Raw genomic sequence first — 18,293 nt, forward strand, 5'->3', positions numbered from 1 at the left:
GATGTCTGCTTCATCTTCGCTCCTCAGATGTCTGCTTCATCTTCGCTCCTCAGGGGCTACGATGAACCAGCCATCCTCCGTTCGTGAAGACCCTCAATCTGTCCCACAGGTGCTGACGTCGGACAGTGATGACGACCACCGGAGCCTCGCGTCGCAGGCGACGAACCAAACCGTCTTCCGCCTCAATGGCGCGCGCGACGAGCACGGCCACGGCAGCCAGATCCGCAGGGATGGGTACGTGCTCGGTCTTCCTCTCGCCTTCCGTCTTGGCGAGAATGAGTTCTACGGGGTCGTTGGTGGGTTCATCGCACTCGGAGTCTGGCTCGAAGTCCCGGGCGCCCTTAAGGTTTCTGCGCTCGCTCTGCGCCAAGGTTCGCAGGAAGGCTCGAGCCAGTGAATCGGCGGGTTCGGCGTCCGGATGCTGGTCCTGCGAGATTGTTGAGGTCGACAACATGGCATGATCTCCCGCGACCGGGCAGCGGCGCCGGCCGTCAGCATGATGGCTGGATCGGATGCAGCGACGTGGCTGGCTCGTAGTCGGAGCACTCTGCGGACGTCGGCTTCAGGAGACCGCCTGCTTCATAGGCGATATGAGAGGGCATAGAACAAAACAAGAACGTATGCAAGCTTCCGTTCGGTTCACGTGAATTCACCAGAGGATGAAATCGATCGCCCTCCCGCTGCAAGCGATGAGGGCCGCAGCTCCCTTCGTGCAGAACGAACTGTGCAATCTGTAGCCCGCAGCTTGGACTATGTCGGCACGACCGACAGTTCTCCCTTGTTGCTGAATAGTTGCGCTTACCGTTTCACGAACCCGATGTCGGCCGCAACTGCCCCGAGCTGTTCGGGCTCGCGCTCCTTCCGCTCGCTGTAGCGGTTCACGAGGTAGTCTGTCCGCGCGCGTGTCACCCTCGTGAACTTCATTAGCTCCTCGGAGACATCCTCTACCCGGTCGTAGAGGGGGCCCGGCTTCATCCAGCCGTCGTCGAACTCCTTGTAGGCCATCGGCACCGAGGATTGGTTCGGGATCGTGACCATCCGCATCCAACGCCCGAGCACGCGCAGGCTGTTCACGGCGTTGAAGGACTGCGAGCCACCCGAAACCTGCACCACCGCAAGGGGCCGTCCTTACGTTGGCCGCACCGATCCCTCGCTCAGCGGTGCATGCAGACCAGGGAATTAGGAGCTCGAATGATTGGGTCGGGTCGGCTTCTGCCGGCCCGCTCTATGATCGAATCGAGTAGGACCTTGCCGTTCTGCTTTTAGGAAATGAAAGCTTGAAATTTGACGTTCGTGAGAGTCTCGACGAACTGCCGATTTGCGCCAGGAGCGGACCCCAGCGCACCGCCCGAAACCGGACATCCTCGTACAGGTAGGGTACCTTCCGGTGTCGACCCCTTGCAGAAGGCGGGAACGTCCGCTTGCGGGCTGGTCGGTGACGCGGTGACCTACGGCCGAGACGGGTGGCTAAAGGTCTGGCAGCTTTCGCTTGCTTGATGGCTACAAACGGACATAGGTCCAGCTGATGGGTGCCCAATGACTGGCTTAGCTGCTCTCATCGGCAAGGTTGAAAATGCGATGAAGCAGCCAAGATCCGCGAGCCATACAGAGGCGCTCCAGCACCCTCTGTGAGCCCGGCTACCCAAGCAGGAAGATCGAGGGCAAGCTGCTTCTCGCCGCATCGCACCAAGCGATGCGGCACTGCTCGTTCCGCATCTCGTCCGCCGCTTACATGTTAGAAACCGATAGCTTCTCGGGCTTGAGCCGTTCCCATCCGCCTCATACTCTGCTCTAATGCTGATTAAGCAGAACGGAGCCCGGCTATGGCAGTTCTACGCAATTTTCGCGTACAGGTAGACAGCGAGTCTACAGTGCTCGCTTTCGTATTCTCCGTCATTGCGGCTAGCTGCGCCGTAGTGGTGTACGGGGTGCTCTGGCAGTAGACAGGCAGAGACAGTCTCTGAGGGCGTCAGGCCGTTGCGTGATGCCGGCGTTGCTGTCGGCTGAACCTCCAACCCTCGGTCACTTCCTTGCGTCTTTGAGTAGGGGTTGATTGCTTGGCTGACATCCAGGCGAGAGCTTGAATATGTTTCGCTGGAAGCAGGCTTGCACCTCAGGTCCACCCGGACGCAAAGCTCCTGGCGTTGCCGCCGGCGGCAACGGGATGGGTACACAGAGTTGCCAGCGCAACATTTTTGCATGAGAGGGAATTGCAATTTATCCCAACACTCAAGTTGTCACAAATAATCAGACATTTTTGTGGTAGGATGCTACAGTTCCGGCCGCTATGGATCGGCTTAATAATTTTGATGTGATCACCCGGCAATCGGCGGAGGGCTTATCATGAAGTACGTCCTGGTCGCTTTCGGTCTCTTCGTGGGCCTGCTTGCATACGTCCCCACGGAGGCGAATGCCGTCGTCTGCGCTCGTGGCGTCTATCGGGCCGGCTGCGTCGGCCCTCGTGGCTCGGTCGTCGTTCGGCGCGGATACTACGGGCCGCGGGCAGTGGGGGTTGTCCGGCATGGATATTATGGCCCGCGGGCGGTAGGGGTTGTCCGGCGCGGATACTACGGGCCGCGGGCAGTTGGTGTGCGGCGCTTCCGACGCTGGTGACACCCGTCACCGCTTCTCCACCCTCCGCGTGAGAGTAGGGCCGGCGGTAAGGGCAACATTCGTTGGTTTCGAGCCCGACGCTTCACACGTCAGGATCACGGTTGCTTGAAGCCTTTGGCTTTACCCGCCAGGAAGTCCTGTGCGGGAGGAACCGCCGGCGGTCTACCTGCTTTGGGCTTCCAGGTCTTGCTCAAGCGTGACAGGCGAGTACGGACGGCCGCCTTTAAGCACTCCGCGAGCGCTTGAGACAGATGCCATTCGGGAACCTTCATCGGCATCGAGCCGGGTCTTAGGTTGACGCAAGGAGCGATCCCGGTGCGTGCTGACCCAATTGGGGGAGGCTGCATGGGTCAACCGTCACGAAGTGCAGCCGCTTACGGTGCCCTTCTCATCCTTCAGACCACGGTGGCCTCTAGCCTGCTTTGGATGATCCTACCGGTCTTCCGGCGGATGGTCTCGCGCCTCGGAGAGCCGCAGGATCTTGAACCTTGGCGTCACGCGATCATCATCGGCGGCGTTGTCGTCCTACAATCCTGCTATTGGGTGAGGCTTCGTTACGTGCCGCTCTCCGTGCCGTTCCGGAACGTTTTGGTCGGACACCTGCTCCTGTTCTCCAGCCGTGCGAGCTTCTTCTTCGGCGGTGCCTTTTTCTCAGTGGTCTTCTTCAGGCACCTGCCTGAACTCGAGGTGCTCCCGCCGTTCGGTCAGGCTGTGACCAAGGGGATCACGATCATCGCGGTCCTTTTCGCGCTGTTCTGTTACTCGCTGGAACTTGAGCGGCTGGGCAAGGCCATTGAGTAGCCGTCGACTGAACGTCGCTAGGATGCGGGGTCGGGTTGGTCAGTCTGTGTGGACGACACGAGGCGTGGCTTGGAATTGGCCTTCAACTGCGCCTCGGTCACGGCCAGATCGCCGAGGCGCCGGGCGATGGTGGCACGCGCCTGCGCGATAATCCGCTCCAGGAACTGAAAGTGGTCGCGCTCGATCTCGCCCGTTACCAGCCTCTCGAACAGACACTCCGTGATGTCTTCGAACTCCGCGTCAGCGGCGGAGAGTTGCATGGTGCTGCCGATCTTGGCCAGCCGAACCAGTTCGATCACCCGGCGCAGTTTGGCGCCTTCCTCGTGGCTGCGGCGCAGCCGGCGCCGTGACGCGATCCAGCCCACGAGGGGCGCGAGGATGGCAAAGACCATGACCGCGAGCCAGTAGACGTTGACCGTCTGGTCCAGGAGGCTTTCCTGCTCGCCGTTCAGGTAGGCCAGCGTTCCCGGATGCACGGGGAGCAGTGCGGACCGCTCGGTCTCGGGCGCCTCCATCTGTCCCGCCGCTGGCAGAACGGCGACGAGCTTCGCCTTCGTCGTCAGCATAAGCCGCGTGATCTCACCAGCCACGCGGTCCGGTAGCGAGGCCCGAGAAACGAGCAGGGTGCGGACTGCGAAGGTGTGGATCGCCTCATCCGGTTCGCTCGGCGTTCCCCCGTAGATCCCCTGCTTGATCTCGACTGACTTGTAGGCAGGCACCCGGGCGACGATGGCATCCGTTTCCGCGATGTCGAGGTAAGACGGCTTCGCTTTGAAGCTCTTCCGTATACCGGCGAAGGCGTCCGGGATCGGCCCCGGTCCGACCGGGCCAGAGGTGAGCGCGGCGACGACCCGCTTCGCCTTCAGCGCGGGCCCGAATTCCGCCGCCGGCATCTCGATGAGATCGGCCCCGCGCAGGCCGTAGAATTCACTGAAGGCCCTAAGCAGGCCGGCGTCGAACCCCTTCGCCACGGCGACCTTCTTGCCCGCAAACTCGCTCACGTTCTCAATCTTTGTTTCCGGTGGCAGAAGAACCGCAACCCCGTCCTGCCGAAGCACGAAGATCGTTCGTCCGTTCGCAGCCGCCTCGTCGTCGCTCCTCACGACAGCGAGATCGGCGCGGCCTTCCATGAGAGCCTTTCCGCTCTCGGACAAAGTGTCGGTCGGGATGGGGACCAAGCGGATGAGGGGATGCTCGGCGGATAGATCGCGGATGAAGGCGGCGAGCACCTTCTGCCCGTCGCTTCCGACTGGGCCGGTCGCCAAGGTCAACGTGTATCGGGCGGAGATCAGCACCGGGTAGCGCGTCAGGGTGTAGGCACCAACCGAGATCCCCGCAAAGAGAATGCCCACGACCGCTGCGATCTTGAGGGAGGGCTTCATCGCGCGCGGGTCTGGATGGGTGCGTTGTGGATTGGTCGTATGCGCCAGAATTCTAGGACCGAGACTGCCCCGACCGCATAGGCGGAGGCCCATAGAACGTTGGCAAGCCGCGTGATGAAGGCTTCGCTGCTCCCGCCCGGCAACGGTGTCATCCCGAGGCCCAGCAGCAGGATGAAGGTTGTGAGAGCGATGACGTAAACCGGCGCACGCTGGCCGGCGGTCGCGATGCGGCCTGCGAAGGCGAGGGTTGCCGCAAAGCACACCACCACGAAGAACGGGTAGGTCTCGTTCAGCAGGATCAAGTTGTAGACGACAGCCGCCGCCAAACCGCCGATGAAGTTGCCGAGGATTAGCCCCAACGCCGCGCGCTGCCCCTGTTGGGGATCATGCTGACGGAGCAGGTTCACGATCACGATCAGCACGACGACAGCGAGTTCCGACGCCACGAGAACGAACCCTGTCAGGACCGGCAGCAGGACGAGCGTGTTCAGAAGCGCGTCCCGTGCCGCCTCAGGCGGGCCGGGAGCATTCGCGGCGCCGGCTGGCACCTGAGGTGCGGTATCGGTCGCGTCTCCGGGGAATGCCGCGAACGCGACCCAGGCCGCCATCACCGCCACGAAGCCTGCAGAGGCGAGCGCACCAGCAAATCCCACGGCAGCGTCGGGCGAGGCGACGGCAAGGACGGGCAGGGAGACCACCGAGGTCTGGACGAGGAGCGTCACGAGGTTCGGTGCGCCCCTCAGGTGAGCGTAGAATGACAGGTAGAGTAGCAGCGCGAGGGCAAGGAGCAGGGCGGCTGGGTGGCTGAGGAGTGACGTCGTGATCGCGAGGACCGCTCCCATCGATAGTCCGATCAGAACGACGAGGAAGAGACCCTGGGTCAGGCCTGGGGGCTGCCGCAGCTTCGTGAGCATCTGCGCCGTCAGCAGAGGTGCTAGGAACGTGGCGTCCCACCCGAGCGCCTCGACGAGCGCGAAGCACGCGGTCACACCGAAGGCGAGACGGAGCGCGGTGCGGCGTACTCCTACAGGCTCTGGGTCGCTCGTCAGGTCAGTGGACATAGGTCAGGAGCGCAACGAGCCGCATCCGAAAGCGGCCGATGGCATTCATGATGGCATTGTCGCTGGGATAGACCATGACGCTCGCCTGCGAGCCGACCCGCAGGGGACGGGTTTCCCGGTCGAACTCGATGCGCACTGGCATGGGCTGGGGCGTTCTGATCCAGCCGCTCTGGCTGCGCGGGCTTGGCAAGCCGGTGCGCACATCGACGCTGCGGTTTCCGACGCCGTAGCCGAGGGCCCCGACCTTTCCCGCCAGTACCCGCCCTGGGAGGATGTCGAGCACAATCTCGACGGGATCGCCGACCTTGATGCTCTCAAGACTGTTCTCCCGGAACGCAGCCTCGATCCAGACCTCGCGCAAGTCGATGTAGGTCATGGCGGCCTCGCCCTTGCCGAGCACCTGACCGACCGCAAGCGAGAGATTGGTGACGCCGCCGTCGGAGGGAGCAACGATCGTAGTGCGTGTCAGGTCGAAGTTCGCTTGCTCCAGCGCGCCCATGGCCTCTCTGATCTGGGGATTGTCCTTGCCCTGAGGCCCAAGGGTCTGCTGGGCCTTCTCGACCTCGGCTTGCGCCTGAGACACGACTGCCTCGGCGGATTCAAGAGTCGTCTGCGCCTGCTGCTGGCGGGCTTGGGCGTAGACGCCCTTCCTGACCAACTCGAAGATGCGCGCCGTCTGCTCGCGCGCATTCTCCCGCTTGGAAACCGCGTCGGCGAGCTTGGCCTGGGCAGAGGCCACGGCCGCCGTCGAAGCACCGATGGACTGCCCAGCCGCTTCGAGCTTCGCTTCGGCGCGGCGGACGGCAAGTGCGTAGGCGTCTGGATCAATGCGGAACAGAACGGTGCCGGCATTCACGCGCTGGTCGGTCCGGACGCCGACCTCGGTGACCTTGCCGGCGACTTCCGGGGCGATCCGCACGAGGTAGGCCTGGACCAGACCCTGTGCGGTGTAGGGCGTCTCGCGGTCACCAGCGATGCCGTAGACGAAGAGGATCGCGCCCAGCGCTACGACCACAAGGGTGATGCGGCGCACCGGGTTCTTCCTGGGGCTTTGGCGATGTGCGGGAGGGTCCCGCACAGAGCTGTCGCCCTCGTGATCCTCTGAAATCCGAGCCATGGCTGGAGCGATCTTTTAGTTGAGCTTTCGATAAAGCCGCACGATCGCCTCCTCGGCGACAAGCATCGTCACCACGACCGCGATCAGCGTCACCATCCCGTGGAAGGCGCCCTCGAAACGGACGCTTGTGCCGAACACGACCGTCAGAGCCTCCAGGATCACGAACTTGGAGCCGAACAGGACAAGCCAGGCAAAGAAGAAGCGCGAAAATTTCATGAGAGCGCCGGATCTTGCATTGAAAAAATCGGCAACCCAATGCTCGACGACGATCGTCAGCTTCAGCAAGACCTGCAACAGGATGGCGGCCAGCAGGGAAATCGTGAACGACTCGATGAACACTTTCCCAGAATATTCGACGAACAAATTCAGCACGACGAGGTCGATCAGGATCGCCGTGAAATAACGCAGGAACAATCGCTGATTGTTCGACGGCGCGACGGCCGACACTGGTAGGAGCGTGTCAATTTGCGCTGCCGTGGCCATGCGCGGCTCCCGGATGTTATTCGATATCTTGATATCTGAACATACACGAATACTCGAGGCAAGTGGAAACCGACGTCGCGAATTTTGGCTACGATCTAGATTGGATTGCAAGACCGCAGGCTGGAGACGATCCCTTCCAGACCTGCCCAGCGCCGTAGCGCGATGCCAAAATACGCGATCAAAGACATCCTACTTTGTAGGAAGGTCGCGGCTGCGGTGACGACGTGGGTAAGTTGGCGCCGGAAGGTCTGCTTCAGGGCGAAGGGTCAGGGTCCGCTCCCCACCCGATCCAGCCGTAGAGTGGACGGACGGGTCCCGACCCTCTAGCGACCTTCGGAACGTCCGCTTCGAGGCTGATGAGGCAGCGACCCGCGACCGAGATGGGTGGATTGTTTCCAGTCCGCTTTCGGATGAAAAATCCCCAAAACCGACGTTCATTAACGGGGGAATGCGATGCGATCAGGCGTGGACGTAGTCCCAAACCTTGGAGATGACGACCGACCCCTCGCCCACCGAGGATGCGACGCGCTTGACCGAGTTGGCGCGCACATCGCCCACCGCGAAGAGGCCGGGCTGCGACGTCGCGTAGGGCGAGGTCTCGCCGATCGCCTCCCCGGTCAGCACGAACCCGTGGGCATCGAGCTTGGCGAGGCCGGAAAGCCAGCCGGTGTTGGGCGCGGCACCCACCATCACGAACAGGGCGCAGGTCGAGACCGTGCGCAGGGTGCCGTCGGCGACGTTGCGGATCGTCACCGCTTCGAGGTGATCCGCACCCTGCAGGGCGGTCACCTCGGCGCCGTATTCGATCGTGATCGCGGGCTCCGCCTCCAGGCGGTTGGACAGGTAGCTCGACATCGAGGTGGCGAGGGACCGTCCGCGCACGAGGAGGCGCACGTGGCCCGCCGAGCGGCTGAGGAACATCGCCGCCTGACCGGCCGAGTTGCCGCCGCCGATGATGATCGTCTCGGTGTTCCTGCAATAGCGCGCCTCGATTTCCGTCGCGGCGTAATAGATGCCCGCGCCCTCGAAGGCTTCGAGGCGGTCGATCGGCAATCGCCGGTACTGCACGCCCGTCGCGGCGATGACCGCGCGCCCGCGAACCCGCTGGTCGTTGTCGAAGGTCGCGCAGAAGGCGTCGTCTTCGAGCCGCTCCAGCTTCACCACCCGGCGTGGCATCGCGAACCGCGTCCCGAACTTCATCGCCTGGACCTCGCCGCGCCAGACGAGGTCGGCGCCTGAGATGCCGGTCGGGAAGCCCATGTAGTTCTCGATGCGGCTGGACGTGCCGGCCTGGCCGCCGATCGCGAGATCCTCGATCACCAGGGCGCGCAGCCCCTCCGCCCCGGCATAGACGCCGGCCGCCACGCCGGCGGGGCCGCCGCCGACGATGAGCACGTCGAAGGCCTCGTCGTCGACGAGGTCGTAGTTCAGGCCGAGCAGCTGCGCGACCTTGTCCGGGGTCGGGTCCGTCACCACGACGTCCCGGCCGAAGATCACGGCCGGCCGAGCGGAGGAGATCGCGCAGCTCTTCGCGATGGCCCCCACCTCCGGGGTGCCGAGCGCGTAGGATCGATAGGGGAAGCGGTTGCGGCTCGCGAATTCCGCGATCCGCCGGACGGCCCGGTCGTCATCCTCGCCGATGAGGACCAGCGTGCCGTCGCGCGAATCGAGCTGCCGCCGCCGTCGTGCCGCCAGCACCGTGATGACGATGTCCGACATTTCGGGAATCTCGGACATCAGCCGCAGCATGTCGGCCCGCGGCACCTCGATGACGCAGGTCTCGGTGACCGCCCGCATGGGCATCGACCAGGTGCCGCCGTTCAGGATCGAGATTTCGCCCATGAACTGCGTCGGCCCGAGGGTGGACGGAAGGTGGCGCTCGTCGGTGAACGGGTTCACCACTTCGACCTCGCCCGCGACGACGTAGACGAAGCGGTCGGCCGGTTCGCCGGCGCGGGCGAGGAACGTCCCGGCCGGATAGAGCCGCTGGGTACCGGCGGCTCGGAGCGCGGCGACATGCGCGGCGGCCAGGGGTACGCGCTGCATCTCGCTCAGGTCGCGGCCGATGGTTTCCATGTGTTCCCCCATCGTACGATCAGAAGCAGCATCGAGCGCGCGTCTCAGTCGAGCAGGCGCGCGGTCTTGCAACGGGTACCACACTGGTCCGCCTGCGCACCGGCGCTCGAACAGTCTTCTCCGCGTTCGCCGGCCGACGGAGTACGTGGACTAACCGGCGAGTTGACGGAGTTCGCCCCGGGCAATGCCGACGAGCGTGCGCATCGCGAGGCCGACGACGATCACCGTGGCAAGGCCGAGCAACAGCAGGGCCACCGCATCCGCGGCGATGGCCTGAGCATGCCCGGCATAACGCAACGCTGCGACCGCCATGGCGGCGATCGGGAAGCTCACAGCCCACCACGAGATCCGGAACGGGCAGCACCGCGGGAGATCGCACAGTCGGCCTATAAGCACAGCGAAGACGAACAGGGCGATGAGGAAAAGTGCCTCCGCGAAGGCGTCGACCCGGCCGAACGTCGCGACGTAGCTGGAGAAACCGACCGCGAAGGGGGCCACGAGGATCATCAGGGTCGGCCGCTGGGCCGGGACCAAGGGCTCCTCGAACACGAGCCGGGCAAAAACCAGCGTGAAGAGGGGGACCGCAAAGAACGACCCGATGCTCAATGAGAACATCATCAGGGTCTGGGTGTGCGGCAGTCCGAGCGCCGGCCCCGCCAGTGGCACGTCGAGAAGGCCAACCACCGGCACGATCCAGGCCGGCGTTGCGTGGGCAAGCTGGTGCCGGCTACCCATCCAGCGGCTGACGATCAAGAAGGCGAACAGGATCATCCCGCCGGCGCCGAGCATCCAGGCCGCCGCCGCCAGGAACGGGCTGAGTGGCTGAAGCACGAAAGGCAGCAGGAGCAGGCTGATGAGCACCGTCCCGAAGAGGTTCCCGGCGATCGGATGCCGGAACTCGCTCTGGACGCTCGTCCACGCGGTCACCGCCTTGGCGCCGTAAGCCACTGCCAGGAGACCGAATACGGCGAGCGCGCTCCAGCCTATCCCATCGCCGATGACCGCGGGCAGACCATACCGGGCGCTCGCCAGCCGCCATCCGATGCTGAGCCCCGTCAGTCCCATCACGGAACCGAACAAGCTCACCGGCAGGTAATCGAACAGGGGTTTGCGCGCCGCGGAGGCAAGCTGTATCTCGTCAACGGCCGCAGGCATCGTCATCGCCGGGCTTTCTCCATGCAGGCACCCGGGGGGACAACCGAGGCGAAGTGATCAGGATCAGGCACCAGACAGCCGGGTCTTTGCGAGTGGCAGGCTGCGGATGCGCTGCCCAGTCAGCGTCGCAACGGCGTTGACCACGGCCGGGGGTACGCCGGGCAGCCCCGGTTCGCCAATTCCACCCATGGGCGCCCCGCTCTCGACGATGGCGACGTGCACGCGCGGCATGCGCTCGCGGTCGAGGATAGGATAGGCGTCGAAGTTGCGCGCTTGACGCTGCCCGTCCTCGTAGACGACCTGCTCCAGTAGCGTCGAGGAGAGCCCTAGGGCGGCTGCGCCCTCCACCTGCCGCTTGACGATGGCGGGGTTGACCACGCTGCCCGGATCGATGGCGATCCAGAGGTCATGCACCCGCGCCTCGCCGTCCTTCAGCGAGACTTCGGCAATGGTCGCCGTCTCGGAACCAAAGGGCGAGGCCATGGAGACGCCGCGTGCCCGACGCGTGCCGTCGGCTGCCTGGAACGTCCCGCCTTTCCAGCCACCGGCCAAATCGGCGACGGCCCGAAGCAGGGTTCGGTGGCGCGGACTGTCCTTTAGAAGCGCCATGCGGAGTGCGAACGGGTCCTTGGCTCCGGCGGCCGCGACCTCGTCAAGGAAGCTCTCGTAGAAGAAGTCGTTCATCGAATGTCCGACAGAGCGCCAAAAAGCGATCGTGACCGGGTGCGGCACCTTCACGTAATCGAGGCGCCGGTTCGGAATGGCGTAGGGTTTCTTGTCGAGACCTTCCACGACAGACGAATCCACCGGCGATTTGAACAGAGCACCGAACCAGCGCCCGATGGGGCCTTCGCCCACTGCCGTCGTCTGCAAGGCGACCGGCATCCCGTCGTTCCCGAGGGCTGCGCGGAATCGGGCGAAGCTCAGGGGACGCACCGCATCCATGCCGAACTCCTCCTCGCGGGACCACAGCACCCGGACCGGTCGTCCGGTCGCCTTCGCGAGGAGGATTGCCTGTGGGAACGGGTTGGCGGGTCCGTAGTAGAAGTGGCGCCCTAAGAAGCCGCCGAGCATCGGCGAATGGATGCGCACTTGCGCCGGCTGAATTCCCGCCGTGCCGGCCGCGATCTGTTGGAACAGTTCCGGCATCTGGTTCGGCAGCCAGAGGTCGAGGCTACCGTCCGCCTCGAACCGGGCGACGGCCGAGGGGGGCTCGAGCTGTGCATGCGCGAGGTAGGGCGCATCGTATTCCGCCTCGACGATCTTCGCCGCCATTGCGAAGGCGCCCGCGACATCGCCCTCCTGCTCGGCGGCGATGCCCGGCTCCGTCGTGGATTTTAGGGCCGCGAGCATCGCGGTTGACGAGAAGGATTTGGAGACCGTGGCGACCCCGTCCTGAGCGGGGCTCGTCCAGGTTACCTGCAACGCCTCCGCGCCCTTGCGCGCCCGCCACCAGGAATCCGCCACGACCGCCACCGCGCCAGGCAGGCGATGCACCGAGTCGATCCCGGGCATCGCACGGATGTCCACTTCGTTGGCGATGGTCTCGGGCTCCGTGCCGAGATGCGGAGCGTGCTGGATCGCCGCATGGAGCATCCCATCGAGGCGGAAGTCGATCGCGTAGACCGCGCGGCCGGTGGATTTATCCCGCATGTCGAGCCGCGCGACCGGCTTGCCGATCCATCGGAAGCTCTTGGGGTCCTTCAGCGGCACGTCGTCCCGTGGCTGGAGGGCGAGCGCGGCGGAGGCGAGTTCACCATAGCCGAGCGACCGGCCAGATGTGGCGTGGATCACCCGGCCGTCATCGGTGGTGAGCTGATCCTGAGGGACGCCGAGCTTGGCCGCGGCGGAGCGCAGCATCAATTCGCGGGCTGTGGCGCCCAGGCGCCGCATGGCCGTGTAGCTGGAACGGGTCGAGAAGCTTCCCCCCGTCATGCGCAGGCCGTTGACAACGGCATAATCGGGCCCGGGCGGCGCGCATTCGACGTCAAAGCGCGCCGGGTCGAGGTCGAACTCCTCACCGATGGTCTGAGCGAGACCAGTATTGATGCCCTGGCCGCCCTCCACGAACGGGCTCAGCAGCCGCACCGTGCCGTCGGACCGCATCTCCAGGAAGGCCGCGACCCGCGTGCCGGGCTTGGGCGCTATGGCGGCCGCGCCCTCGGGCCGCTCCCCGGCGCCGACGGGGTCGGGACCAAGGTTGACGCCGAGCACGAGGGCGCCGGTGGCGGCACCGAGGAAGTTTCGCCGCGACAGGTTGCGGATGGGCTCGCGGCGGCCGGTGGTCGGCCGGGAGGGCGTGAGGTCGTTCATGATGCCATCTCCCCTCAGACCGCGGCCTGCCGCACGGCGGCAGCGATCGCGTTATAGGTGCCGCAGCGGCAGAGATTGGTCATCGCCGAGGCGATGTCGTCCTCGGTCGGCTTCGGTGTTCCCTTCAAGAGGCCGGTCGCCGCCATGACCTGGCCCGACTGGCAGTAGCCGCATTGTGGCACCTCGATGCCGATCCAGGCCGCGACGACCCTCGCGCCCACCGGATCCCGCTCGATCGCCTCAATGGTGGTGACGCTCTGCGTCCCAACGCTCTCCAGCGGGATCTGACAGGAGCGCGTCGCTTGTCCGTCGAGGAGGACCGTACAGGCACCGCACTGTCCGATGCCGCAGCCATACTTGGTGCCGCTCAGCCCAAGGGTGTCGCGCAGGACGAAAAGGAGCGGCGTATCGGGTTCGGCCTCGACAGCATGTGGCCGGCCATTGACCGTCAGATTCACCATGGCCGCGTTTCTCCGAGAGGTTCGCCCCGCACTGCATTATGGATAAGTCTGGCCGACGCGGTCGCAAACGTCATAAACGCAGCGTTTTCGGACATGCGGCGGCTTCACGCGGCGTGCCTGTCTCGCAGCAATCCCTGCCGGATCTCCTGCGGAGTCTGCCCGTAGATCCGCAGGAAGGCGCGGCGCATCCGCTCCCTGTCGGCGAATCCTGATTCCATGGCGACCACATCGAGGGAGTGCCGGCTTCGCACCAACAGCACGCGGGCGGCATCGGCACGCAGGCGCTCGATCACCTTGGCCGGCGACAGGCCGAATTCCGCCTGGACTGCCCGGTTGAACTGCCGGGGCGAGAGGCGGGCGGCATCGGCGAGGCGGGTCACACTAAGCGATTCCCGCAGATGGCCGCGCGCGAACGTGAAGGCCCGCTGAATCCGATCGGATTTCGGCTCAAGGTCCAGAAGGTCGGAGGCCTGCGGCTGACCGCCGGAGCGGCGCCGATCGAGGAGCATCCGGCGGGCAACTTCGCGGGCCGCCCCCGGCCCGAGGTCGTCTTCGACCAGCGCCAAGGCCATGTCGACGGAGGCCGTCATGCCGGCCGAGGTCCAGATCGTCCCATCCCGAACGTAGAGCTGGTCGGTTCTCACCCGCAGGTCGGGAAAGCGCGCCGCCAGCTCCGCGTTGTCGCGCCAATGGGCCGTGACCTGACGGCCCGCGAGAAAGCCCGCCTCCGCCAGTACGAAGCTGCCCCGACAGAAGGATGCGACACGCCGCGCCTGCCCAGCGACCCGGCGTACGAACACGAGGAGGACCGGCGAGTCTGCCCCCGCGCTAGTAGTGGCTCCGACGATGAGGGTGTCGAACGCCGCCTCGCCGGGTGGCTCGGTCATCACGGCAAAGCCCGCGTTCGTCTGAACCGGACCGCCCGCTTCTGAGATGAGATGCAGGTCGTAGAAGGGTTCGCCGGCCACGTTGTTCGCGACCTGGAATACCGCCATGGCCGAAAGCGACATCAGCTTTAATTCGGGGATCGCCAGAACGCCGATGGTCACCATGGCCTTCTCCCTGCGTTCGGTTTCGCGGAAGTATTGGGCGAGATTAACAGATTTTACAGAGGCGGTCCCCGGTTCGCGACAGAGACCGGCTTCGCGACCAAGTTCTCGGCAGGCCCGTGTTGGCGGGCCGACCTGAACCTGCTGCGCTCAGAACCGCGATGTCCGGGCGAGCGACTCGGCGTGAATCGTCTCAACCCGCCCGATACCGGTCCGCTGCCACGGCGCTCGACAGGTGTGGCAGCATCGCTTGGCGAGCGTCCTCCCATGCCTCCCATTCGGCCCCATCCATCAGCGACGGAACAGTGGCGAACTCACCCCGGTCGAGGCCGACTAGGGCTGCGTCCACGAGATCGGGAGCGGACATGACCCACCCGTCGGGAAGGTTGCTGGCCGGAAGCCCGGCGATGTCCCAGAACTCCGTGCCGGTCGCCCCAGGCAGGACGACCTGCACGGCCACCCCGGTGCCGGCGAGTTCCTTGCGCAGTGACTGACTGAAGGCGAGGACGAAGGACTTCGTGCCGCCGTAAACACCGTTGAGTACCTCCGGGCCAATGGCGACGATCGAGGCGATGTTGATGATCGTGCCGCTACCGCGTGCTGTGAAACGTGGTACGGCCGCATAAGTCAGGCGCGTCGGGGCAGTGACGTTGATCGCAATCATCTGCTCCATCTCGTCCACCGAGGCGGATGCCAGGGGCGCGGCGCTGCCGAAGCCGGCATTGTTGACTAGATGGGTGATGCTTGCATCGGTCTTCAGGATCGCTTCGACTTCGCGGAGACCCTCGGCGCCCGCCAGATCAGCCGCGACGGCTCGGACCGTGACGCCATAGCGACCCGACAGTGTTTCGGCGACCGCATCGAGCCTCGTCCTGTTGCGTGCCACCAGGATGAGATCGTGGCCGCGCGCAGCGAAGCGGTCGGCGTAGACTGCACCGATGCCCGAGGAGGCTCCAGTGATGAGCACGGTTCCTGGCTTGATATTCATGGTCCTGGTCCTTCGACATACGTCGGTGGCTGTTTGCGACGTCGCGATACTAGGACTGGACGGCAATGTCTCAAATGACGTAAAAGTGTCAATTCGGGACACAAGCGGTGGTGGTTTCGATGCCAGAGGTCGGCTTCATTCTTGAGGACGGGTTCCAGGTTATGGGACTGGCCGCGCTATCGGCCTTCGAGTTCACCAACGTGGAACTCGGATACGAAGCCTACCGCCTGACAGTGATGTCCGAGTGTGGTGGAACGATCCGGTCGTCGCTGGGCATCCGGATTGAGACGGTTCCACTCACCCTCGTGCCAGACACCTTGATGGTCGTCGGCGAGCTGCTTCCCCGCCCCCTCACGCTTGCCCTGCGCAGCTATATCGCTGAGGCGGGCCAGACTTCCCGACGGGTCGCAGGACTATGCACGGGGGCATTCGCGCTGGCTGAGGCGGGATTGCTCGATGGCCGTACCGCGACCACGCACTGGGCCCATGCCCGGGACTTGCAGGCCAGGTTTCCCCGCGTCCGCGTCGACGACGACCGCATCTTCGTCTCCGACGGACACATCTGGACATCCGCCGGGATGAGCGCGGCCATCGACCTGACCCTCGCCCTGATCGAAGACGATCACGGCGCGGACCTGTCGCGGATGGTGGCGCGCAAGCTCGTCGTCTACCACCGCCGCCCGGGCGGCCAGTCCCAGTTCTCGGCGCTCTTGGAATTGGAGCCCCGCTCCGACCGCGTCCGCCGCGCGCTGGTTTACGCCCGAGAGCATCTGGCCAATCCGCTGACCGTCGAGGAGCTCGCTGACGCCGCGAGCGTAAGTCCCCGACAGTTCAGCCGGATCTTTCGCGAGGAGACCGGACAGTCCCCGGCCAAGGCCGTAGAGCGCCTCCGCCTGGAGGCTGCGCAACGCATGCTCGAAGACGGACGCCATGCGATGGATGTCGTCGCCCGCGACACCGGCTTTGCCGATCGCAATCGGATGCGGCGAGCTTTCCTGCGCATGTTCGGTCAAACGCCGCAGAGCTTGCGTCGCGGCACGCGCGTCGTAGAGCCGTCCGATACACGCTTACAGATAACCGAGACAACGGACTGAGCGGCCGAGTTAGGTTCACACCTGGCAGCCCGCTCTACGACCGGGTTGGATGGAATGCGGTCCGACCGCTTTGGCACTTCGAAGATCTACGAGGACATCGACAGACGCGCTGCACCGGCGGCAAACTATCTGGCAAACCAGATATCTTCGCTGTGCCGATGACACTAATCGATGCTTAGCGCCGCATCTCTTGGAATTGCAAAGAGCCGTATGGCTTCTGAGTGCCCACGGATCGCGTGAAAACCACGGTCGGTGAATCTGCGCACCGTCCCCTCGCTCCCCTCGTTCAGCATGCGCCGGACCACGGCGTCTGTGATCAGGATCGAAGCCTTCGCTTCCCGGCAGTGGTTCTCGACACGGCTCGCAACGTTCACGGTATCGCCGAGGACCGTCAGTTCGAGCCGGCTCTCGCATCCAACATCGCCGAGCACGACATCGCCATAATGGATGCCGATGGCAACTGTGACCGCTTCCTGTCCCGATGCCGCACGCTCATCGTTCCATGCTTGAAGCCTCGCCTGCATTGTCAGTGCACACCGTACGGCATTCGTTGCGCTCGAATCACTCGAAACAGGCAAGCCGAACACTGCGATCAAACCGTCGCCCGTGAACTTGTCGACGGTGCCGTGATGCTCGAACACACTGGAACTCAGAGTGCACAGCAGTTCCCGAAGCATGGCGATCACGTGTTGCGGCTGCAGAACGCTACAGAACTTCGTAAATCCAATCATATCGACGAACAGGACCGCAGCAGGCTCATATCTGGTCGTCGATAGCGCGATGTCGTTCGTCGCGATTTGTTCGACGATAGCCTGCGGGAAGAAGCGGGCCAGATTGTCCTTTTCCTTACCAACTGCGATCAATCGCTCACGAGTTGCGATGTTGAACAAAGCGAGTTTCGTGGTGATCGCGATTGCGGCGAGGCTGATCATTGTACGGGCTGCGGCGCCACTGTCCGGGTCCGAGCCATGGGTGATGATGAAGCTTAAGCATGTCAGCGCCGCGCAAAGCGCCGCAGTCCTGAGTATGCCAACTTGTTTGAACCATAGGGCCGCAAGGACAATGACGACAATGTAAAGGACGGCAACGGCGAAATGCAACGGACGCCACGTGTCGAATAAGAAGATTGAGGCTGCTGAAAGCACCACGTAGCCCAGAGGCTTGCGGCTTTGAAAAAGGCCGCCAACCCTCGCCTGCATGCCAACGAATGTCATTGGCGAGGACGTTAGGTCATACCCCACTGCGAACCACCCCCCCCCAAATTGAATCGTAGGCAAAGTAGGCGGATCTGATTATTTTTGCCAATTCCCTGAAGTCAATCGCACCCTATTCGCGAAGTCTGGCCCTCGCCTCGGTTGTCAGATCCGCGCAACATCGGCCTTCTCTGATTCAAAGACCGGTCTTGCCGGCGAGCCATGAAGCCATGGGTATCCTCCTGACCAAAAAGGGACGACAGCCACGCATCATGAACAGCCCGCAGGTTTAGGACCGACACCTGATGGTTTCCGCGCCTTAACGCGCGATGAAACCGCCGTCGATCAACTGGCTCCACCGTTACCAACCTTTGCCCGGCCCTGCCAGGAATGCGATGATCGGCGTGATCTCGCTTATTGTGCCGAGGCGGTTCTGTACTTTCATCCTTTTCCGGAACGCCGTGGAATGCTCCGTCTCTGCCGGGTAGAAGAACACTGGATTGTCCG

The 18,293-nt window shown here is 64.1% G+C and carries 14 protein-coding genes and 1 pseudogene; 3 read left to right on the forward strand and 12 right to left on the reverse strand.

The window, feature by feature from the left end; genetic code table 11:
* Nucleotides 1-397: hypothetical protein (locus ASF41_RS08550; RefSeq protein ID WP_210166978.1), on the forward strand; the 397-nt coding region annotated here is incomplete at its 5' end.
* Nucleotides 398-798: 401 nt separating this feature from the next.
* Here the strand turns inward: ASF41_RS08550 and ASF41_RS08555 are convergent.
* Nucleotides 799-1,161: pseudogene (locus ASF41_RS08555) on the reverse strand (NAD(P)H-dependent oxidoreductase); the annotation flags it as partial.
* Nucleotides 1,162-2,958: 1,797 nt separating this feature from the next.
* On the opposite strand from ASF41_RS08555, the gene ASF41_RS08560 reads away from it, so the two are divergent.
* Nucleotides 2,959-3,414 carry a hypothetical protein gene (locus tag ASF41_RS08560; RefSeq protein ID WP_056492411.1) on the forward strand — a complete coding sequence of 152 codons (456 nt, stop codon included), beginning with the start codon at nucleotides 2,959-2,961 and terminating at the stop codon, nucleotides 3,412-3,414.
* A gap of 17 nt (nucleotides 3,415-3,431) precedes the next feature.
* Here the strand turns inward: ASF41_RS08560 and ASF41_RS08565 are convergent, their stop codons facing one another.
* From ASF41_RS08565 to ASF41_RS08610, 10 genes are all read right to left on the reverse strand, one after another.
* Entirely contained in the window at nucleotides 3,432-4,796 is a 1,365-nt protein-coding gene (locus ASF41_RS08565; protein ID WP_056492415.1) for a TAXI family TRAP transporter solute-binding subunit, read from the reverse strand.
* A complete protein-coding gene (locus ASF41_RS08570) occupies nucleotides 4,793-5,857 on the reverse strand; it encodes a DUF2955 domain-containing protein (RefSeq protein ID WP_056492419.1) in 1,065 nt (354 codons plus the stop codon). Before ASF41_RS08570 ends, ASF41_RS08565 begins: the two co-directional genes overlap by 4 nt.
* Entirely contained in the window at nucleotides 5,847-6,890 is a 1,044-nt protein-coding gene (locus ASF41_RS08575) for an HlyD family secretion protein (RefSeq protein ID WP_244479597.1), read from the reverse strand. Before ASF41_RS08575 ends, ASF41_RS08570 begins: the two co-directional genes overlap by 11 nt.
* A gap of 99 nt (nucleotides 6,891-6,989) precedes the next feature.
* Nucleotides 6,990-7,457: a hypothetical protein gene (locus ASF41_RS08580; RefSeq protein WP_056219613.1), complete on the reverse strand. Its 468-nt coding sequence runs from the start codon at nucleotides 7,455-7,457 to the stop codon at nucleotides 6,990-6,992.
* A 459-nt stretch (nucleotides 7,458-7,916) separates the two neighbouring features.
* Nucleotides 7,917-9,533, reverse strand: coding sequence for an FAD-dependent oxidoreductase (locus ASF41_RS08585; protein WP_056492422.1), 1,617 nt, complete (start codon nucleotides 9,531-9,533; stop codon nucleotides 7,917-7,919).
* 150 nt (nucleotides 9,534-9,683) lie between these two features.
* Nucleotides 9,684-10,694: an SLAC1 anion channel family protein gene (locus ASF41_RS08590; protein WP_056492425.1), complete on the reverse strand. Its 1,011-nt coding sequence runs from the start codon at nucleotides 10,692-10,694 to the stop codon at nucleotides 9,684-9,686.
* A 57-nt stretch (nucleotides 10,695-10,751) separates the two neighbouring features.
* A complete protein-coding gene (locus ASF41_RS08595) occupies nucleotides 10,752-13,001 on the reverse strand; it encodes a xanthine dehydrogenase family protein molybdopterin-binding subunit (RefSeq protein ID WP_056492428.1) in 2,250 nt (749 codons plus the stop codon).
* A gap of 14 nt (nucleotides 13,002-13,015) precedes the next feature.
* A complete protein-coding gene (locus ASF41_RS08600) occupies nucleotides 13,016-13,462 on the reverse strand; it encodes a (2Fe-2S)-binding protein (RefSeq protein ID WP_056492431.1) in 447 nt (148 codons plus the stop codon).
* 104 nt (nucleotides 13,463-13,566) lie between these two features.
* Nucleotides 13,567-14,514 carry a GlxA family transcriptional regulator gene (locus ASF41_RS08605; RefSeq protein ID WP_056492434.1) on the reverse strand — a complete coding sequence of 316 codons (948 nt, stop codon included), beginning with the start codon at nucleotides 14,512-14,514 and terminating at the stop codon, nucleotides 13,567-13,569.
* Nucleotides 14,515-14,704: 190 nt separating this feature from the next.
* Nucleotides 14,705-15,499 (reverse strand): SDR family oxidoreductase, encoded by a 795-nt coding sequence (locus ASF41_RS08610; protein ID WP_056348796.1) that lies wholly within the window; start codon nucleotides 15,497-15,499, stop codon nucleotides 14,705-14,707.
* Between the two features lie 119 nt (nucleotides 15,500-15,618).
* On the opposite strand from ASF41_RS08610, the gene ASF41_RS08615 reads away from it, so the two are divergent.
* Complete coding sequence (locus tag ASF41_RS08615) at nucleotides 15,619-16,593, forward strand: GlxA family transcriptional regulator (RefSeq protein ID WP_056349294.1); 975 nt, start codon at nucleotides 15,619-15,621, stop codon at nucleotides 16,591-16,593.
* Nucleotides 16,594-16,757: 164 nt separating this feature from the next.
* On the opposite strand, the gene ASF41_RS08620 is transcribed toward ASF41_RS08615, so the two are convergent.
* Nucleotides 16,758-17,792 carry an adenylate/guanylate cyclase domain-containing protein gene (locus ASF41_RS08620; protein ID WP_210166979.1) on the reverse strand — a complete coding sequence of 345 codons (1,035 nt, stop codon included), beginning with the start codon at nucleotides 17,790-17,792 and terminating at the stop codon, nucleotides 16,758-16,760.
* Between the last annotated feature and the right edge of the window lie 501 nt (nucleotides 17,793-18,293).

The sequence above is a fragment of the Methylobacterium sp. Leaf111 genome, assembly GCF_001423285.1.
Taxonomy (GTDB): Bacteria; Pseudomonadota; Alphaproteobacteria; order Rhizobiales; family Beijerinckiaceae; genus Methylobacterium.